This is a genomic window from Collimonas arenae (genome assembly GCF_001584165.1).
GTDB lineage: Bacteria > Pseudomonadota > Gammaproteobacteria > Burkholderiales > Burkholderiaceae_D > Collimonas > Collimonas arenae.
Window position 1 is genome coordinate 2,044,704 of the sequence record NZ_CP013233.1, and the last position, 16,533, is coordinate 2,061,236.

The window sequence follows — 16,533 nt, forward strand, 5'->3', positions numbered from 1 at the left end:
TGCGTTATGCACGCCGTCGTGACGAACGCAATCCTGCTTATTGCAAATCTTTGCAAATTTAAAATCCCGCCGCCTGGCCATCGCGTCGGCTGTCGCTGGCCGCCACGTAGCCCTGATCCGGATCGTCAGACAGACGCCAGATGAACTGGCCGGAACCGAAATCCATGTAAGGATCGGCGATCGACTGCAGGCGATGGCCGCGCGCCTTCAACGCCGTCACTACATCCGTATTCATAGAAGCTTCGACATCCAGCGTGAAGTCGCGATTGACCTTCCAGCGCGGTGCGTCGCAGGCGGCTTGCGGTTGCTGTTGGTAGTCGAGCATGCGCACCAGCGTTTGCACATGGCCTTGCGGCTGCATGTCGCCGCCCATCACGCCGAAACTCATCACTGGCACGCCGTCGCGGGTCAGGAAGGCCGGGATGATGGTGTGAAAAGGGCGCTTGCCGGGTGCAACCACGTTGGCTGAACGCGGATCCATCGAGAATCCGACGCCGCGGTTTTGCAGGCTGATGCCGGTTCCCGGCACCACCACGCCTGAACCGAAACCCATGTAATTGGATTGAATGAATGACACCATCATGCCGTTTTCATCGGCGGCGCTGAGGTATACGGTGCCGCCGCTGCGTGGCATGCCGAATTCGAATTGCGTGGCGCGATCCATGTTGATCAATTTGGCGCGCTGACTCAGATAGGCGTCGCTTAGCATTTCCTGTGGCGTCACCTGCATCGCGCGTGGGTCGGCGACATACTGGTACAGATCAGAGAAGGCCAGTTTCATCGCCTCGATTTGCAGATGCTGTGCATCGGCCGAATCCAGCGGCAGGCTGTCCAGGTCGAATTGATCGAGCATGCCGAGCGCCATCAGTGCTGAAATGCCCTGGCCGTTAGGCGGGATTTCATGCACGTCGTAGCCGCGATAGCGCTTGCTGATCGGCGTCACCCATTCCGGCTGGTAGTTACCCAGGTCGGCCATCGTCATGGCGCCGCCGCAGTCGCGGCTGAAAGCGACGATCTGCTCCGCCAATGCACCTTCGTAGAAGGCGCGGCCGTTGCTGGCGCCGATCATGCGCAGGCTGCGCGCGGCATCGGGCAGCATGAATTTTTGGCTTACCGCCGGCGCTCGTCCATTAGGCATGAAGGCTTCGGCAAAGCCGGGCTGGTCATGCAGCGCAGGAATGGCCGCGGCCCATTTGTGCGCCACTACCGGCGCGATGGCATGGCCGCGCTCGGCGATTTCAGCGGCCGGCTCCATGATGTCTTCAAACGGCAGTTTGCCGAAGCGTTGGTGCAAGGCCGCCCAGCCTGCCACCGCGCCCGGTACGGTGACGCTGTCCCAACCGCGTTGCGGTTGCTGCGCCAGGTGGTTCGATTGCTCGCCGTATTTTCGTTTGAAATAGGCCAGGTCCCAGGCAGCCGGGGCGACGCCGGAGGAGTTCAGTCCGTGCAAGGCCTTGCCATCCCACAGAATCGCGAAGGCGTCGCTGCCCAGGCCGCAGGAAACCGGCTCGACAATGGTCAGTGCCGCAGCGGCGGCAAGCGCCGCGTCAATGGCGTTGCCGCCCTTGAGCAGCATGCGCACGCCGGCCTGCGCCGCCAGCGGATGAGACGTTGCGACGGCGTTGCGGGCAAATAATGGAATCCGGGTGGTAGGGTAGGGATTGTTCCAGTTGAACGACATGCTTGTGCTCCTATCGTGAAGACTCAGTATTCCTTGATTGCCTCGACGCTGATATGCAGTGTCACATCGTCGCCGACAAATGGCGCGTAGCGGCCGAGTTTGTAATCGCTGCGTAGTATTTTTGCAGAACCGTTGGCGCCGCAGGCACGTTTTCCGTAGAGCAGCATGAAGCGGCAGTTGAAATGACTGATGTCGAGTGTTACCGGGTGCGTGACGCCCTTGATCGTCAGGTCACCGTCGACCTGCTTCAGTTGCTGGTCCTCAAAATGCAGGCTGGATGATTTGAAACTGATTTTCGGATAGTTGGCGGTATCGAAAAAATCTCCAGACCGCATGATCTGGTTGAAGCTTTCGCTGCCGGTGCTGATTGAGGAGGCATCGATCTCGATATCGATGGTCCCGCTCCCTGCCGATTCATCCAGTTCTATGGTGCCGGCAGTGCTGTCGAAACGGCTACGCTGCTGCGACAAACCCCAGTGGTTGTATTCGAAATAGGAGAAGGTATGCTCCGGATCGATCAGGTAGTGGTCGGCAGCCAGGCAGGTATTGCTGCTGCTGAATGCCCACAGCAATGGCAGCAATGGCAGCAATGGCAGCGATTGTAGTGGGTGGAGCGGTCGAAAAGAAATCGGCATGGCTATCGTTCCAGTAAATTTCCCGGTCGCATGGGGTTGTCTATTTTAAATTGACTCAAGAAATCGAGTTGGCCCATCGAATTGAACCTTCGAATTCATATCGGGAAAGTGACCAAGTTGCGTGGTTCGTCGCATCTGCTTCTAAGGCATCACGATACAGCGTCATGGATATTCCCATCCAGAAATATTAGAATGCATTTTTGGCCGAACCGGTAACTCAACCCAGGAGCTTCTGACATCATGTATCAGCTGTATATCGCTAACAAGAATTATTCGTCGTGGTCGCTGCGGCCATGGGTACTGCTGCGTGAACTTGGCATCGGATTCAAGGAGCAGATCGTGCCATTCTCAGAGGGCTCCAATTGGGATGCGTTTCGCGGTTTTTCGCCGACCGGCAAGGTGCCGGCCCTGACCGACGGTGACATCACAGTGTGGGATTCGCTCGGCATCGTCGAATACCTGGCCGAGCGCCATGATGGCGTCTGGCCTGGTAATCCGCAGGCAAGAGCCTGGGCGCGCTGTGCTGCCGCCGAGATGCATTCCGGCTTCGGTGTGCTGCGTGAACGCTGCACGATGAATTGCGGAATCCGGGTGCAACTCGAAGAAATGCCGGCTGCGCTCAAGCAGGACATCGACCGCATTGACGAATTGTGGCAACAAGGACTGGAACGATTTGGCGGTCCTTTCCTGGCGGGCGCGCGTTTTACTGCGGTGGATGCTTTTTTTGCGCCGGTGGCATTCCGTGCACAGACCTATGGACTTAAACTGAGCACGGCGGCGCAGGAATATGCAACACGCCTGTTGAACCTGGCATCAATGCAGCAGTGGCACGCAGATGCCCTGGCCGAGTCGTGGCGTGAACCTGGGCATGAAGCCGAAGCCAAGGCGGCGGGAATACTGTTGCAGGATTTGCGCACGACGATTGCGGTAAAGAAGTAACGGGGACCTGGAATGCTCAGGCATGCGTGCCATAATGGTGCGCATGCTTAGAGCCCAGTTCATGAATAGCCGCAACGACGACCAGTTGCTGTACATTACCGACGCGCTCGCGATCCCATTGGACGAGATCGAGATCACGGCCGTCCGTGCGCAAGGTCCAGGCGGTCAGAATGTCAATAAGGTATCGTCGGCGATTCACTTGCGCTTTGCCATCCAGGCTTCGTCGTTGCCGGCTTTTTATCAGGAAAAGCTGCTGGCACTGCGCGACAGCGATCAGCGTATCAGCAAGGACGGCGTCATCGTTCTCAAGGCACAGCAATCGCGCAGCCAGGAAAAGAACAAGACTGAAGCATTGCGGCGGTTGCAGGAACTGCTGCTGAGCGTCACCATCGTTCCGAAGAAAAGAAGGCCGACCACTCCCAGCCGCAGCTCACAACTCAAACGTGTAGATAGCAAAACCCGTCGCGGCAAGGACAAACAGATGCGCGGCAAGGTAATGTTGTAGATTCGGAAATCAGAGTGGGACTAACCTCAGACGAGTAATTTCAGATGGCGCCAGCAGTCGTTTCGGCGGTCCCCAATAACCGGTGCCGCGACTGGTGTATACCCACAAATTGCGCAGCCGGTTCAAGCCGGCCGTATACGGCTGTTGCAGCGGGACGAATAAATTCCAAGGGAAAAACTGGCCGCCATGCGTGTGACCGGACAACTGCAAGTCGAAACCTGCATCGGCTGCCGCCGCGGCTGAACGCGGTTGATGCGCGAGCAACAACTTGACTGCGACTTCGGACGGTCCGCCGGCCAGCGCCGCGTGCGGATCGCTGCGTTCCGCTTCGTCGAAATGATGGGCGCTATAGTCGGTAACGCCAGCCACCAGCAGCGAAGCGCCCTGGTGATTCACTACCACGTGTTCGTTCATCAACACTGTCAGTCCTAACCGACGCACTTCGGCCACCCATTCCGACGCGTTCGAGTAGTACTCATGATTGCCTGTCACAAAGTAGGCGCCATGCCGCGAGCGCAAATTGGCAAGCGGCGCAGTATGTGGCGCCAGCTCCTCCACGCTGCCGTCGACCAGGTCGCCGGTAATGGCAATCAGGTCCGGCTTGAGCGTATTGACCTTGTTGACGATGGAATCGAGATAGCCGCGCTTGATGGTCGGCCCGACATGAATATCGCTGATCTGGGCAATCGTGAAGCCGTGCAGGCCGGCAGGCAGGCCGCTGATCGGTATGTCGATATCGATCACCGCCGCTAGCCGGCGCGCATTAAAGAAGCCGACAACAGTCGCCAGTGCGGCCACCAGCAACACTGCCAAGGCGCTCCAGCTCGACCATTCGGCGCCGTTCAGGCCAAGCCATGGCGCCGCCAGCAGGAACAGTTCGCGCACTAGCGTCGCGATCAGCAGCGACGAAAACACGCCCATCGCCAGCATGCCGGCCCAAGCCAGCCGATCAGCAAACGGCTGTCGCTTGATGAAGCGCGATAGCAGGCCGCCGGAATCAATGGCAACGAAAACAACAGCCAGATGCCGAGTAGCCATTGCGCAGCCGGCAGGCCGGCAGCGCAGGAATCAGGCGCCAGCCGATATAGGCGTGCAGCACGCCCAGCAAAAAGAGGACAACCGAGATGGCGAAGCGCGACGGCATGGAGATACCTGTAAGAAATGAACAAGGGGGCAACCAGTTGCGAAATCGATTGCGCTGGCTGCTGATATTGGGGCGCGTTTGCCGGCTTCAATAGGTTGGAAGACGTGCAATACCGGCGTTGACCGGCTTAACGGGGAGAGGTAATCCAATATAATCTTGCCTTTATTGCTTAAAACCATCGCTAGCCGGTGTTTTCCAGGTCACCATGCATCTTTTGAACCAAAATAACGTAATTTCCCGATTTGTTGGTAGATTGGCATGGGCAGCGCTGGCGCTTGGACTGCTGCATGTAAATGCAGCGATTGCAACGGACACGTCGGCGGCGGATGCCAAAGCAGTAACGGCGGAGGTGCACGGTCGGCCGCGCATAGGTCTGGTGTTGTCCGGCGGCGGCGCCGTGGATATGCCCATCTCGGCGTGCTCAAAGCGCTGGAGCAAATGCATATCCCAATCGATTATGTTGCCGCAACCAGTATGGGGCGGTGGTTGGCGGGTTGTACGCGAGCGGATTGTCGGCCGACGAACTGGACCACATCCTGACCGGCACCAATCTGAGCGACATTGCTTTCGACCGTAATGAGCGCGCCGAATTGCCGCAGTCGCAGCGTGAGGATGATTTCCAGTATCCGATCGGCCTGTCGGCCGGCTACGGCGACGGCAAGTTGAAACTGCCGGCAGGCCTGGTGCAGGGAAACAATTTACTGGCGCTCCTGCAGAACTGGACGCCGCAGTTGCCGGCGAATATTTCTTTCGACAAGTTGCCGACACCGTTTCGCGCTGTGGCAACCGATCTCGGCAGCGGCGCCGAGGTGATCCTCAAGCAAGGCTCGCTGCCACGCGCGATCCGCGCCAGCATGGCAGTGCCGGGCTGTTCGCGCCGCTCAAGCTGGATGGCCATACGCTGGTCGATGGAGGCCTGGTGCGCAACCTGCCGGTCCAGCTTGCGCGCGACATGGGCGCGGACATCATCATTGCCGTCAACATTGCCACCGACCTGCAAGACCCGTCGACGCTCGATTCGCCGACTGCAGTGGCGCAGCAGATGGTGACCATCCTGATTCGGCAGAACGTCAAGCAGCAGATTGGATTGCTGAAGAAGGGCGATGTGCTGATCGAGCCCGATCTGGGTGACTTGTCGTTTGCCGATTTTTCGCGCGGCAAGGATGGCGTCGCGGCCGGCTACGCCGCCGCGCAGAAGCAGCGCGCCAAACTGGAAGCGCTGGCGCTGCCGCCGGAACAATGGAAATCCTACCTGGCTGGGCGTAGCGGTGGACCTGTGCTGGCCCAGGAAACGCGCATCGACAAGATTGAAATCAATAGCCATGGCCCCGTGCCGGCAGCGGCAGTGCGCCGCTCACTGGACGTGAATGAGGGGGATTTCTACAATCCTGTGGCGCTCAACCAAGACATGGCGCGCCTGTCGACCAACGGCGATTTCAAGAGCGTCACGCAGGAACTGGTGACTGAGGACGGCATTAACGTACTGAAAGTCGATGCAGACGCCAAATCCTGGGGGCCGCATTTCCTGCTGTTCGGATTGGGTGTCTCAAACAGCTTCAACGGCCGCGGCGACTTTAACCTGCAGATCGGCCATCGGTTGCCGTGGATTACCGATAGTGCCTGGAGTGGCGCAATGACGTCGTGCTGGGCAGTAAGCAGGCCAGCCTGCATACCGAATTGCGGCAGCCGATATGGAATACAGTCGGTTTGTATGTGGCGCCTTATGCCGAATACGGGCGTCGGCATCTTGATATCTATTCCGATGACAACAATGCCACTGCTGCAACGGTGCCGGTCACCGCTTATCGCGTTGACACCACCAAAGTCGGGGTTGATCTCGGCATCCCGATCGGGCGTTTGGGCGAGTTCAGGGCCGGTGTCAATTATCAGTGGCTGGTCGCGGCACCGTCCTACAATATACCGCTCGGCTCAGACGGTTCGGCATCGGACGGGCTCTTCGATTCATTCCGGATCAAGCAACCGGTGGTCAGTGCCAAGCTCACCGTCGATCAATTGGACGATCCGTTATTTCCGCGTAAAGGCTATTACGTCTCGGCCATCAGCAACGTTGGTCTTGGTGGAGCGGACAATCGCTATAGTGACGCCCAAGCCAAGGGGCTGTGGGCTGTCAGCCACGGCGGCAATACCTTGAATTTCGCGCTGGAGGCGGCCGGTACTTATGGCAATGAGGAGAATGGCGTCAGCGGAAACGGTGGTCTGGGATTTTCTTTAGGAGGGTTCCAGCATTTGTCGGCGTATGCGCCTGACCAGTTCACCGGCAATTACCTGTTGTACGGCCGCTTGACCTATCTGCGTGACATGCCTGATCTGGATTTGCCTGGATTGCGTAGTACCGTGCTGGGAACCAGCCTGGAAGCCGGCGATGTGTGGCAAACCCGTACCGCGTTCGGCACCGGTCCGCTCAAGAAAAGCGCCAGCATGTTCTTAGGTGGCAACAGTTTCCTGGGTCCGGTTTACTTTGGTCTGGCGCTGGCGCCGCGTGGCGTCTGGAATCTTTATTTGCAATTGGGGCGAGTGTTCTGAAGTAACTTGACCTGGCTGCGGCCCGGCGAGCTAGAGACGCTAGCGCCGCGCATCCGGCGCGCCGGTGCAGGCGGATAACCGAAAAATTCCAGCACGCTGTTGATGACCTGTTCACGGTCGTTGTCGACGCAAATCATGTGGTAGCTATTCTCCAGTACCACCACGCGCACATCGGTCAAGGTGCCGCGCAGGAATTCGGCCGATTTCAGGCTGGTCAATTCATCCTCGCGGGCGTGCACCACTAAGGTGGGACAGGTGATCTTGTGGGCATTCGCTTGCACCTGGCGGCGCAGTCGATCGACCTGGCGCACGCAAGCCAACGGCACCCAGCGGTAATGGAAATTGTCGCCGCGCGCGAATTTGGCCTTGACGATTGCACGCACCGTCGAGTTCTTGATGCCGAACGGCTCGTCTTCTTCCACTTTCATGCGCGCCGGCAGCCCAGGTATCCAGTACACCAGATGCCGCAAACCGCGATACCACGGCGTCGACCAGCCATCAATGAAGATCGGCGGCGCGAGTGTCACCAGCTTGCCTTTGCTGTGCTGTACCCGTTCGCACAACGCGAGCGCCAGCAACGAGCCCATGCACATGCCCAGCACATGAAAGGTGTCGTACTGCGGCGCCAGTTCACGGTAGCTGGCAACGACCGTATCGAGCCAATCCTCCGCGCGTACCGACACCAGGTCTTCCGGCTGGGTGCCATGGCCGGGCAGCGTGACCGCATGCGTCTCCACGCCGGCCCGCTGCAGCACCTTGTGCAGCGGACCGAGGTCGAACTGCGTGCCGCCCAGACCATGGATCAGCAGCGCTCCGGTGCGATCGGTCATTGCCTGCCCCGGGGTTGAGCGACCTCCTTGATGTTGAGTCGCCAGGCGCCGGCTACCATGGCGACGCTTTCGTCGGAATCGAGCAATACCGCACTCATGTCGGTCATCTGGTTCTCATGGCCGACTGGCAGCAACAGCCGGAAATGGAGGTCGGGGCGGGAGCCGTCTTCCGCGTCCTCGAGCCAGCGGCTGCGCAATTGGGCGCGATCATCGGGGTGAACATGACTGAGCACATGATCGAGATCGCTGAAGGTGTCGATGCTGACGCCCAGCAGTCCTTGCAGGTCGCCGTTCCAGCGCAGCTTGCCACTGTGCGGGTCAATACTGTAGACCAGCTGGCGGCTGATGGTAAGTGCGAGTTCGACGTCGCTCTTCCATTGCGCAGCGTCTTCATGCAATTGCTCGCGTGTGGTTTTCAGCGCGCTGATCAACAGACACAGTAATGCTGCAACTGCCAGGTACAACTGGGCTTCCAGTAGCGAATGGTGTGAGTAGTTGTTGGCAATTGCGCCAATGGCGGCGAATGGCCCGTCGCCCTGCACGGTGTTGAGCAGGGCAAAGAAGGCCAGCATCGCCACTGCCAGCGAACCTCCGCGCCCACCCCACAGCAAGGTGACAACCGCGGCGAAAACAGCGGAATGTAGGTCAACGCAAAATTGACGCCGATCGACAGGTTGCTGATGGCGTCGCCATCGAAAATCATAAAAGAGGTGACGCCGAGAGCGACGAAGGCTGCCAGGCCAAGCAGAAAGTCGCTGCGATCCATGCCGCCGGAGCGCATCGCATGAAAACGCGACCAGCCGGCCAGCACTGGTGTCACGATCAGGATGCCGACCAGATCGGAGGCTGCCCACACGCCCGCAGTCGGCCAGAACGGCACATTCAAGACCAGCAGGAACCAGGCCGCGCCGATTGCGGCGCTGACCGCACTGCAGGCAACGCCGGCGATCAGCAGGCCGCGCACGAAATACAGCCCTCCATTGGCAACTGCGTCATCCGAACCAGCACCACTGCAATCGCGGCGACGCCGATCTCATCAAGCGCAAATAAAGCCATGCGCAAGATATTGCGGTCCTCGATCCAGCCCAATATCAATTGCGCCACAACGAAACCGATGATCAGCGGCAGCCAGCGCGAGGTTTTAGTGAGCATGAAGGCGGCTACCGTGACGCCGGCTGGCAGCCAGATATAGCCGGTCGCGGCAATCGGGCCGTTCAGCTGATGCGACATGTAACCCATGACCAGGTACAACAATCCCCATAGCAGTGCGGTGACAAATTGATTGGTCAGTTTCACTGTGAATGTCCTTGTGGTGTTTGCCGATTGAGGTTGATGTTGCCGCTGTCGACGCATTTTAGCCGCTCATTATAAGTTGAGCAGCAAGCAATAATTGAGACAGAATAATGACGAATGAATTACTGCGCGCGAGTCACTCGTTTCGTTTGAGTGTCCGGCACATGTTTGATGGAGGAGTGAGAGTGGATGTTGTCGGTTATGGCGAAGCAAGGGCTTGGCCCCAAATCGTCCGTAAAAAATACGCACCAAATCAGCGTTGGCAATGCGCGCATTACAAAACGAATAGAAAAACAAAGGGAAGTAAATCTTGATTTTCACTATAATCACCAACGCGCCGCATGTAATGCGGCGCCGGAAGTGCAGTGAAACTTGCGGAAAGCTAGACCCCGAAAAGGGTCTAGTCTATGGTATATGGTGCCCACGGAGGGACTCGAACCCCCACACCTTGCGGCACATGGACCTGAACCATGCGCGTCTACCAATTCCGCCACGTGGGCTTGAGAGAGCGAGATTATAGGCTATTTCAAAAATATGTCAACTAGTTGGTGAGGATAAAGAAGAGATATTTAAGTGATATATAAAGTTGCTTGGTTAGGAGAAAGTCATAATCCTCCGTTACACTAAGAGCCTTGTTGAATAACAATCTGTTGAAAATAGCCTTTTGAGCCAATATTCCTACACAATCCCTAGCCGAGAGGAAATTCTCGGCCTTCTGCGGACTTCTACTGAACCGCAAAATGCCGCCGCTCTCGCTGCTGCACTCAATGTCAAACCCGATGAAATGGATGGTTTGACGCGCCGCCTCAACGCCATGGAGCGTGATGGCCAGATCAAACCGGATCGCGGCGGCATCTACAAATTGACCAATTCGCCCGATTTTATCGAAGGCCGCGTCAGCAGCCATCGTGACGGCTATGGCTTTCTGATCCCGGATGAAGGCGGCGATGACGTGTTCCTGCCGGAAAAGGAAATGCAGAAAGTGCTGCATGGCGACCGCGTCCAGGCGCGCATCGTCGGCACCGACCGCCGCGGCCGTCCGGAAGGGACGATTGTCGAAGTCGTGGCACGCGCCAATACCCATGTGATCGGCCGTCTGCTCAATGAAAACGGCGTCTGGGTGATTGCTCCCGAAGACAAGCGCATCGGCCAGGACATCATCCTGGCAGGTTCACCAGGCAAGGCCAAGACCGGCCAGGTGGTCAGCGTCGAGCTGACCGAGCAACCTTCACGCTACAGTCAGCCAGTCGGCAAGATCGTCGAGATCCTGGGCGATATCGACGATCCGGGTATGGAAATCGAAATCGCAGTGCGCAAATACGGCGTGCCGCACGAATTTTCCGAAGCTGCCAAAAAAATGGCCGCCAAGCTGCCGGGCGAAGTCCGTCCCGCCGACCTGGCTGACCGCGTCGATCTGCGCGATGTGCCGCTGGTTACCATCGACGGCGAAGACGCACGCGATTTCGACGATGCCGTGTATTGCGAACCGGTCAAGATCGGCCGCGCCAACGGTTATCGCCTGATTGTCGCGATTGCCGACGTCAGCCACTACGTCAAGCCCAACGACGCGCTGGATGTCGATGCGCTGGAGCGCAGTACCTCGGTGTATTTCCCGCGCCGGGTTATCCCGATGTTGCCGGAGAAACTATCCAACGGCTTGTGCTCGCTGAATCCCGATGTCGATCGTCTGACACTGGTATGCGATGCAGTGATCAGCGCCAAGGGTGAGATCAAGGCTTACCAATTTTATCCAGCGGTGATCCACTCCGCTGCACGCCTGACGTATACCGAAGTTGCCGCGATCCTGGGCAATACCAAGGGCCCGGAAGCGGCCAAGCGTCCTGGCCTGGTACCGCATCTGCTGCATCTGTACGAAGTGTTCCATGCGTTGCTGCAGGCACGCCAGGCGCGCGGTGCGATTGATTTCGAAACCACCGAAACCTACATCGTCTGCAATGCTGCCGGCAAGATCGAAAAAATTCTGCCACGCACCCGCAATGATGCGCACAAGGTAATCGAAGAATGCATGTTGGCGGCCAACGTTTGCGCTGCCGACCTGATGGAGCGTCACAAGCATCCTGGCCTGTTCCGTATTCATGCCCATCCGACCAAGGAAAAGCTGGCGGTTTTGCGCACTTTCCTGAAGCAGGTCGGACTGACGCTGGCTGGTGGCGATACGCCGTCCGCCTCTGATTACGCCGAGCTGATGCCGAAGATCAAGGCGCGTCCCGACGCGCTGCTGTTGCAGACCATGCTGCTGCGCTCGATGCAGCAAGCGGTCTACAGCCCGGAGAACATCGGTCACTTCGGCTTGTCGTATGAATCCTATGCGCACTTCACCAGCCCGATCCGCCGCTATCCAGATCTGCTCACGCACCGTACCATCAAGGCGATCCTGCAAGGCAAGCGTTACGATCCGAAAGGGCTCGATACCAGCTCGCTGAACACCATGCTGTCGCCGGCCGGTCGCAAGAAGCAGGCCGAAGACAAGGCTGCGGGCAAGAAAAAGAACGAGGGTAGCCTGGCTATCTGGGAAGCACTCGGGGTGCATTGTTCGGCCAACGAACGACGCGCCGACGAAGCTTCGCGCGACGTTGAAGCGTGGCTCAAGTGCTATTTCATCCGCGACAAGCTGGGCGAAGAGTTTACCGGTGTCATTTCCGGCGTCGCCACTTTCGGTATTTTTGTCCAGCTCGACGCCCTGTACATTGAAGGCCTTGTGCATGTGACCGAACTTGGCGCCGACTACTTCCAGTACGATGAAGCGCGTCACGAATTGCGCGGCGAGCGCACTGGCATCCGCTACCAGTTGACCGACCGTGTCACGGTGCAGGTCAGCAGGGTCGACCTTGATGCGCGCAAGATCGATCTGCGCCTGGTCAATGAACCTGGCATCAAGACTGTGCTCAAGAACGAGGCGCGCCGTGCCGACAGCGAGCAGGGCCGCGGTGCGAAAACCAAGGCCGGTGCGAAAGTTGCGCCGCCGAAGAAAACTTCGCGGGTTACGACTGCAGCCAAAACGACCAGCACTGCAGGCGCAGGTAGCAAGGTGACTCAGGCCAAGAAGCCTAAGGCCGGCAGGTCTGCCAAGACGCCAGTCACTGCGGAGAAGTCGCGCGCGCCCAAAGGTTTCACGAAGTCGAGCAAGCGTAAAAGATAGTAGGTAGTCAGTAGATAGATTCAGGTAGATAGAAGAATATGAAAAGTAAAATGATTTTTGGCTTTCACGCCGTCACCGCGCGTTTGCGTCATGAAGCGTCGTCGGTGGAAGAGATATACGTGGATGCCAGCCGCGTCGATCGCCGCATGCAGGATTTGCTGCACGCTGCGAAAGCCGTCGGTGTACGCGTGATTCCCGTGGACGATCAGCGTTTGTCGAATATCGTCGGCACGCGTCGTCACCAGGGAGTTGTCGCCAAAGCTGGCGAATTGTCGCTGGCGCGTAATCTGGATGAGTTGCTGGATGCGATTGTTGGTCCGCCGTTGCTGTTGATCCTCGACGGCATCACCGATCCGCACAATCTGGGTGCCTGCCTGCGGGTTGCCGACGGCGCCGGCGCACATGCCGTGATCGCTCCGAAAGACCGTGCTGTGGGCCTCAACGCTACGGCCGCTAAGGTCGCCAGCGGTGCAGCTGAAACCGTACCGTACATTACCGTGACCAATCTGGCGCGTACCTTGCGTGAATTGAAAGAACGCGAAATCTGGTTGATTGGCACCGATGAAGATGGCGAAAAGGGTTTGTACGAGGCTGATTTCTCGACACCGGCTGCGATTGTCATGGGTTCAGAAGGCGAGGGCATGCGCCGCCTGACACGCGAAACCTGCGACGTGCTGGTGAACGTGCCGATGTTCGGTTCAGTTGAAAGCCTGAACGTATCTGTCGCCTCCGGCGTCTGCCTGTACGAAGCCCGTCGCCAACGTATGGTCAAGGGCTGTTGATTCCACTCCGCAGCATCTTCTGGGAGGATGGCCTGCCAGGCGCCGCGGCGCTGGCGGCTTGAATCCCGGATAAATTCAGGCCGGGTTTCCGGACTTTCGCAGCAAAAGACGGCAGGCGCAATTTGGAATACCATTACGCCTCCGTATTCAATCGACACCCCCTATGTTCAGCCGCATTCGTGAAGACATTGCCAACATCATGGCGCGCGATCCAGCCGCCCGTACCCAGTGGGAAGTGCTGACCTGCTATCCGGGGCTGCATGCAATCGTCCTGCATCGTTGGGCGCATCATTGCTGGCACAATGGTTTCAAATGGCCAGGCCGTTTCATCTCGCATATCGCTCGCACATTGACTGGCATTGAAATCCATCCAGGCGCCACCATTGGTCGCCGCGTCTTCATCGACCACGGCTTTGGCGTGGTGATCGGCGAGACGGCGGAAGTCGGCGACGATTGCACCATTTATCAGGGAGTCACACTGGGCGGTACTTCGCTGAACAAGGGCGCCAAACGTCATCCGACATTGGCGCGCGGCGCCATTATCGGTGCTGGCGCCAAAGTGCTGGGCGGCTTTACCGTGGGCGAGGGGGCCAAGGTTGGTTCCAACGCCGTGGTCGTCAAGGAAGTGCCGCCGGGGGCAACCGCAGTCGGCAACCCGGCACGCATCGTCCTGAAGGATAGTAATAGCAGCAAGGATGAAACAGCAGCACGCATGTTTGCCGCTTACGGCGTCACGCCCAACGGTGATGACCCACTGTCGAAAGCGTTGCATGGCTTGATTGATAATGCGGCGGCGCAGGAGCACCAGATCGATCGCATCATCGCTTTGCTGAAGAAGTCCGGCATCGCGTGCGAAAGCTTGCCCGAACTGGAAAAATTTGATCCGGACCAACTCAATAAACTGGTTGAGTAGGGTCTAGCACCGGGAGACTACGTAATGCATCAGGAAATATCTCATATTCTGACGGGCGACGATGCCGTCACCGATTCGTATCTCGATCCCTTTGAAATTCGTGTCCTTGCCGTACTGGCTGAAAAAGAAGCGCTAACGCCGGATAATTATCCGCTGTCGCTGAACACCCTGGTCAACGGCTGCAACCAGCTGTCGAGTCGGGACCCGGTCATGTCGATTGCCGAGCCGACCGTGCTTGATATCCTGCAGCGTCTGATGCAGCGAAAACTCGTGGTTGAGGTCAACCAGGCCGGCGCCCGTGTGCCCAAGTATGAGCATCGGATGCGGGTCAAATGGTTGCTGGAACAGGACAAGTTGGCGGTATTGACCACACTGATGCTGCGTGGCATCCAGACTGCCGGCGAGCTGCGCAGCCGTTGCGGCCGATTGCATGAGTTTGCTTCGGTGGCCGAAGTGGAAACTGCACTGCAATTCCTGATCGATAAATATCCTCCGCTAGTGGCGCGCCTGGCGAAGTCGCCTGGTACCAAGGAGTCACGTTATGCACATTTGTTGGCTGGCGAAGAAGTGCTGGAGCAGCAGGCAATAGCCGACACGATGTCGGGCAGCGCAGCGGTGGTGAAGGCTGGCAACCAGGACCGAATCGCTCAGTTGGAAGAAGAGGTTGCGGCCTTGCGTCGACAGATGGACGACTTGCAGTTGCAGTTTGCGGAATTCAAGCGGCAATTCGACTAGCTTCGAATCGGTGGAAGGGCGGGGTTCCGCCCTACGTTCGTTATTTCAATCGGCCAATTCCTGGCCGTCAAATCCAAACCGGCGGATCACGCCGTCTGCATCAATGGCGATCCAGCCGCCGCGCTGCGCCTTGACGTCGTATTCCCAATCCGGCAATACATAACGGGTCCTGGCATTGTCGCCTGCGCCGCTCTTGTGGCAAGCCGGCCGATGCGTATGGCCGTGGATCAGGGTGCTGGTGGCAGTGGTGTCGAACAGTGTATCGATGGCGGCTGCATTGACATCCATGATTTCCATCGATTTGTGACGCTGTTCTTCCTGACTTTCCTTGCGGACGCCGGCGATGATCGCTTTGCGCTGCGCCAGCGGCAAGGCCAGGAACTGCTGCTGCCATTGCGGTTGCCGCACTTGCTCCCGGAACTGCATGTAGGCCAGGTCATCGGTACATTGGGCGTCGCCATGGGCAATTGCCAGGCTTCGTCCTGCGACATGGATGACGGATGGGTCAGGCAGCAAGGTCAGGCCTGCCGCCCGGGCAAACGTATCGCCAACCAGGAAATCGCGATTACCGGCAATCCAGAATACCTGGACGCCGGCATCGCTGACCTGTCGGATCGCTTCGGCAATCTCGCGATTGTATGGCGTCTCCAGATCGTCGTCGCCAGCCCAGTACTCGAACAGGTCACCCAGCAAATAGAGTTGCTGCGCATGCTTGGCTTGCCCCTGCAGGAAATCCAGGAAGGCTTGCGTAGTGCGTGGATGCGCCGCCTGCAAGTGCAGGTCGGAGATAAAGAGTGCAACCGCGGGCGGTTGCACTGGCGTGTTCGGGACTGTGGCTGTCATTGGATGGCGATGAGCGATAGAGAGTGAGGGATTAAGCGACGACTTCCGCTTTTTCGATCACGACGTCATCCACCGGCACATCGGCAAACATGCCGGTGCGAGTCGTTTTGACGCCTTCGATCTTGTCGACGATGTCTTGGCCTTCGACCACTTTGCCGAATACGCAATAGCCCCAGCCGTCCTGGCCTGGATAGTCGAGGAAGCTGTTGTTCTTGACGTTGATGAAGAACTGGGCAGATGCCGAATGTGGCGCCGAGGTGCGGGCCATCGCCAGTGTGTACGGTTCATTCTTGAGGCCGTTCTTGGCTTCATTTTCGACCGGATCGTTGGTCGGCTTTTGTTTCATGCCTGGCTCGAAGCCGCCGCCTTGGACCATGAAGCCAGGAATCACACGGTGAAAAATCGTGCCGGTGTAATGGCCGGCATTGACGTAGGCCAGGAAATTTTCTACGGTCTTCGGCGCTTTTTCAGCGTCCAGTTCGATTTTGATCTTGCCGTGGTTTGTGGTGAGGATGACAGCCATGGTATT

At 58.1% G+C, this 16,533-nt stretch carries 11 protein-coding genes, 1 tRNA gene and 3 pseudogenes; 7 read left to right on the top strand and 8 right to left on the bottom strand.

Annotated elements, in window-relative coordinates:
• Window positions 1–58 precede the first annotated feature (58 nt).
• Together CAter10_RS09595 and CAter10_RS09600 are read right to left on the bottom strand one after the other, a co-directional pair.
• Complete coding sequence (locus CAter10_RS09595) at window positions 59–1,681, bottom strand: gamma-glutamyltransferase family protein (protein WP_061533236.1); 1,623 nt, start codon at window positions 1,679–1,681, stop codon at window positions 59–61.
• 23 nt (window positions 1,682–1,704) lie between these two features.
• Window positions 1,705–2,316 (bottom strand): YceI family protein, encoded by a 612-nt coding sequence (locus CAter10_RS09600; RefSeq protein ID WP_082797854.1) that lies wholly within the window; start codon window positions 2,314–2,316, stop codon window positions 1,705–1,707.
• Window positions 2,317–2,556: 240 nt separating this feature from the next.
• Here CAter10_RS09600 and CAter10_RS09605 point away from each other — a divergent pair, with 240 nt between their 5' ends.
• Together CAter10_RS09605 and arfB are read left to right on the top strand one after the other, a co-directional pair.
• Window positions 2,557–3,255 carry a glutathione S-transferase family protein gene (locus CAter10_RS09605; protein ID WP_061533237.1) on the top strand — a complete coding sequence of 233 codons (699 nt, stop codon included), beginning with the start codon at window positions 2,557–2,559 and terminating at the stop codon, window positions 3,253–3,255.
• A gap of 61 nt (window positions 3,256–3,316) precedes the next feature.
• Window positions 3,317–3,760, top strand: a complete 444-nt coding sequence (gene arfB / locus CAter10_RS09610; protein ID WP_197467243.1) for an alternative ribosome rescue aminoacyl-tRNA hydrolase ArfB — start codon at window positions 3,317–3,319, stop codon at window positions 3,758–3,760.
• Window positions 3,761–3,769: 9 nt separating this feature from the next.
• On the opposite strand, the pseudogene CAter10_RS09615 reads toward arfB, so the two are convergent.
• Window positions 3,770–4,904, bottom strand: a pseudogene (locus tag CAter10_RS09615) (metallophosphoesterase).
• Between the two features lie 205 nt (window positions 4,905–5,109).
• Here CAter10_RS09615 and CAter10_RS09620 point away from each other — a divergent pair.
• A pseudogene (locus tag CAter10_RS09620) lies at window positions 5,110–7,448 on the top strand (patatin-like phospholipase family protein).
• Here the strand turns inward: CAter10_RS09620 and CAter10_RS09625 are convergent.
• From CAter10_RS09625 to CAter10_RS09635, 3 genes and pseudogenes are all read right to left on the bottom strand, one after another.
• Window positions 7,421–8,278, bottom strand: a complete 858-nt coding sequence (locus tag CAter10_RS09625) for an alpha/beta hydrolase (protein WP_061533238.1) — start codon at window positions 8,276–8,278, stop codon at window positions 7,421–7,423. The pseudogene CAter10_RS09620 and the gene CAter10_RS09625 sit on opposite strands and share 28 nt — an antisense overlap.
• Window positions 8,275–9,517: pseudogene (locus tag CAter10_RS24510) on the bottom strand (MASE1 domain-containing protein). The gene CAter10_RS09625 and the pseudogene CAter10_RS24510 overlap by 4 nt, the downstream one beginning before the upstream one ends.
• A 469-nt stretch (window positions 9,518–9,986) precedes the next feature.
• Window positions 9,987–10,071, bottom strand: a tRNA-Leu gene (locus CAter10_RS09635).
• Between the two features lie 164 nt (window positions 10,072–10,235).
• On the opposite strand from CAter10_RS09635, the gene rnr reads away from it, so the two are divergent.
• The 4 genes from rnr to CAter10_RS09655 all read left to right on the top strand — a co-directional run bounded on the left by rnr (window position 10,236) and on the right by CAter10_RS09655 (window position 15,161).
• Window positions 10,236–12,731, top strand: a complete 2,496-nt coding sequence (gene rnr / locus CAter10_RS09640; protein WP_061533239.1) for a ribonuclease R — start codon at window positions 10,236–10,238, stop codon at window positions 12,729–12,731.
• 38 nt (window positions 12,732–12,769) lie between these two features.
• A complete protein-coding gene (gene rlmB / locus CAter10_RS09645; protein WP_061533240.1) occupies window positions 12,770–13,513 on the top strand; it encodes a 23S rRNA (guanosine(2251)-2'-O)-methyltransferase RlmB in 744 nt (247 codons plus the stop codon).
• A gap of 163 nt (window positions 13,514–13,676) precedes the next feature.
• Window positions 13,677–14,426, top strand: coding sequence for a serine O-acetyltransferase (cysE, locus tag CAter10_RS09650; protein ID WP_061533241.1), 750 nt, complete (start codon window positions 13,677–13,679; stop codon window positions 14,424–14,426).
• 24 nt (window positions 14,427–14,450) lie between these two features.
• Window positions 14,451–15,161, top strand: coding sequence for a YceH family protein (locus CAter10_RS09655; protein ID WP_061533242.1), 711 nt, complete (start codon window positions 14,451–14,453; stop codon window positions 15,159–15,161).
• Window positions 15,162–15,206: 45 nt separating this feature from the next.
• Here CAter10_RS09655 and CAter10_RS09660 read toward each other — a convergent pair whose 3' ends face one another.
• Both CAter10_RS09660 and CAter10_RS09665 read right to left on the bottom strand, forming a co-directional pair.
• A complete protein-coding gene (locus tag CAter10_RS09660; protein WP_061533243.1) occupies window positions 15,207–16,004 on the bottom strand; it encodes a UDP-2,3-diacylglucosamine diphosphatase in 798 nt (265 codons plus the stop codon).
• Between the two features lie 31 nt (window positions 16,005–16,035).
• A complete protein-coding gene (locus CAter10_RS09665) occupies window positions 16,036–16,527 on the bottom strand; it encodes a peptidylprolyl isomerase (RefSeq protein ID WP_061533244.1) in 492 nt (163 codons plus the stop codon).
• Window positions 16,528–16,533 lie beyond the last annotated feature (6 nt).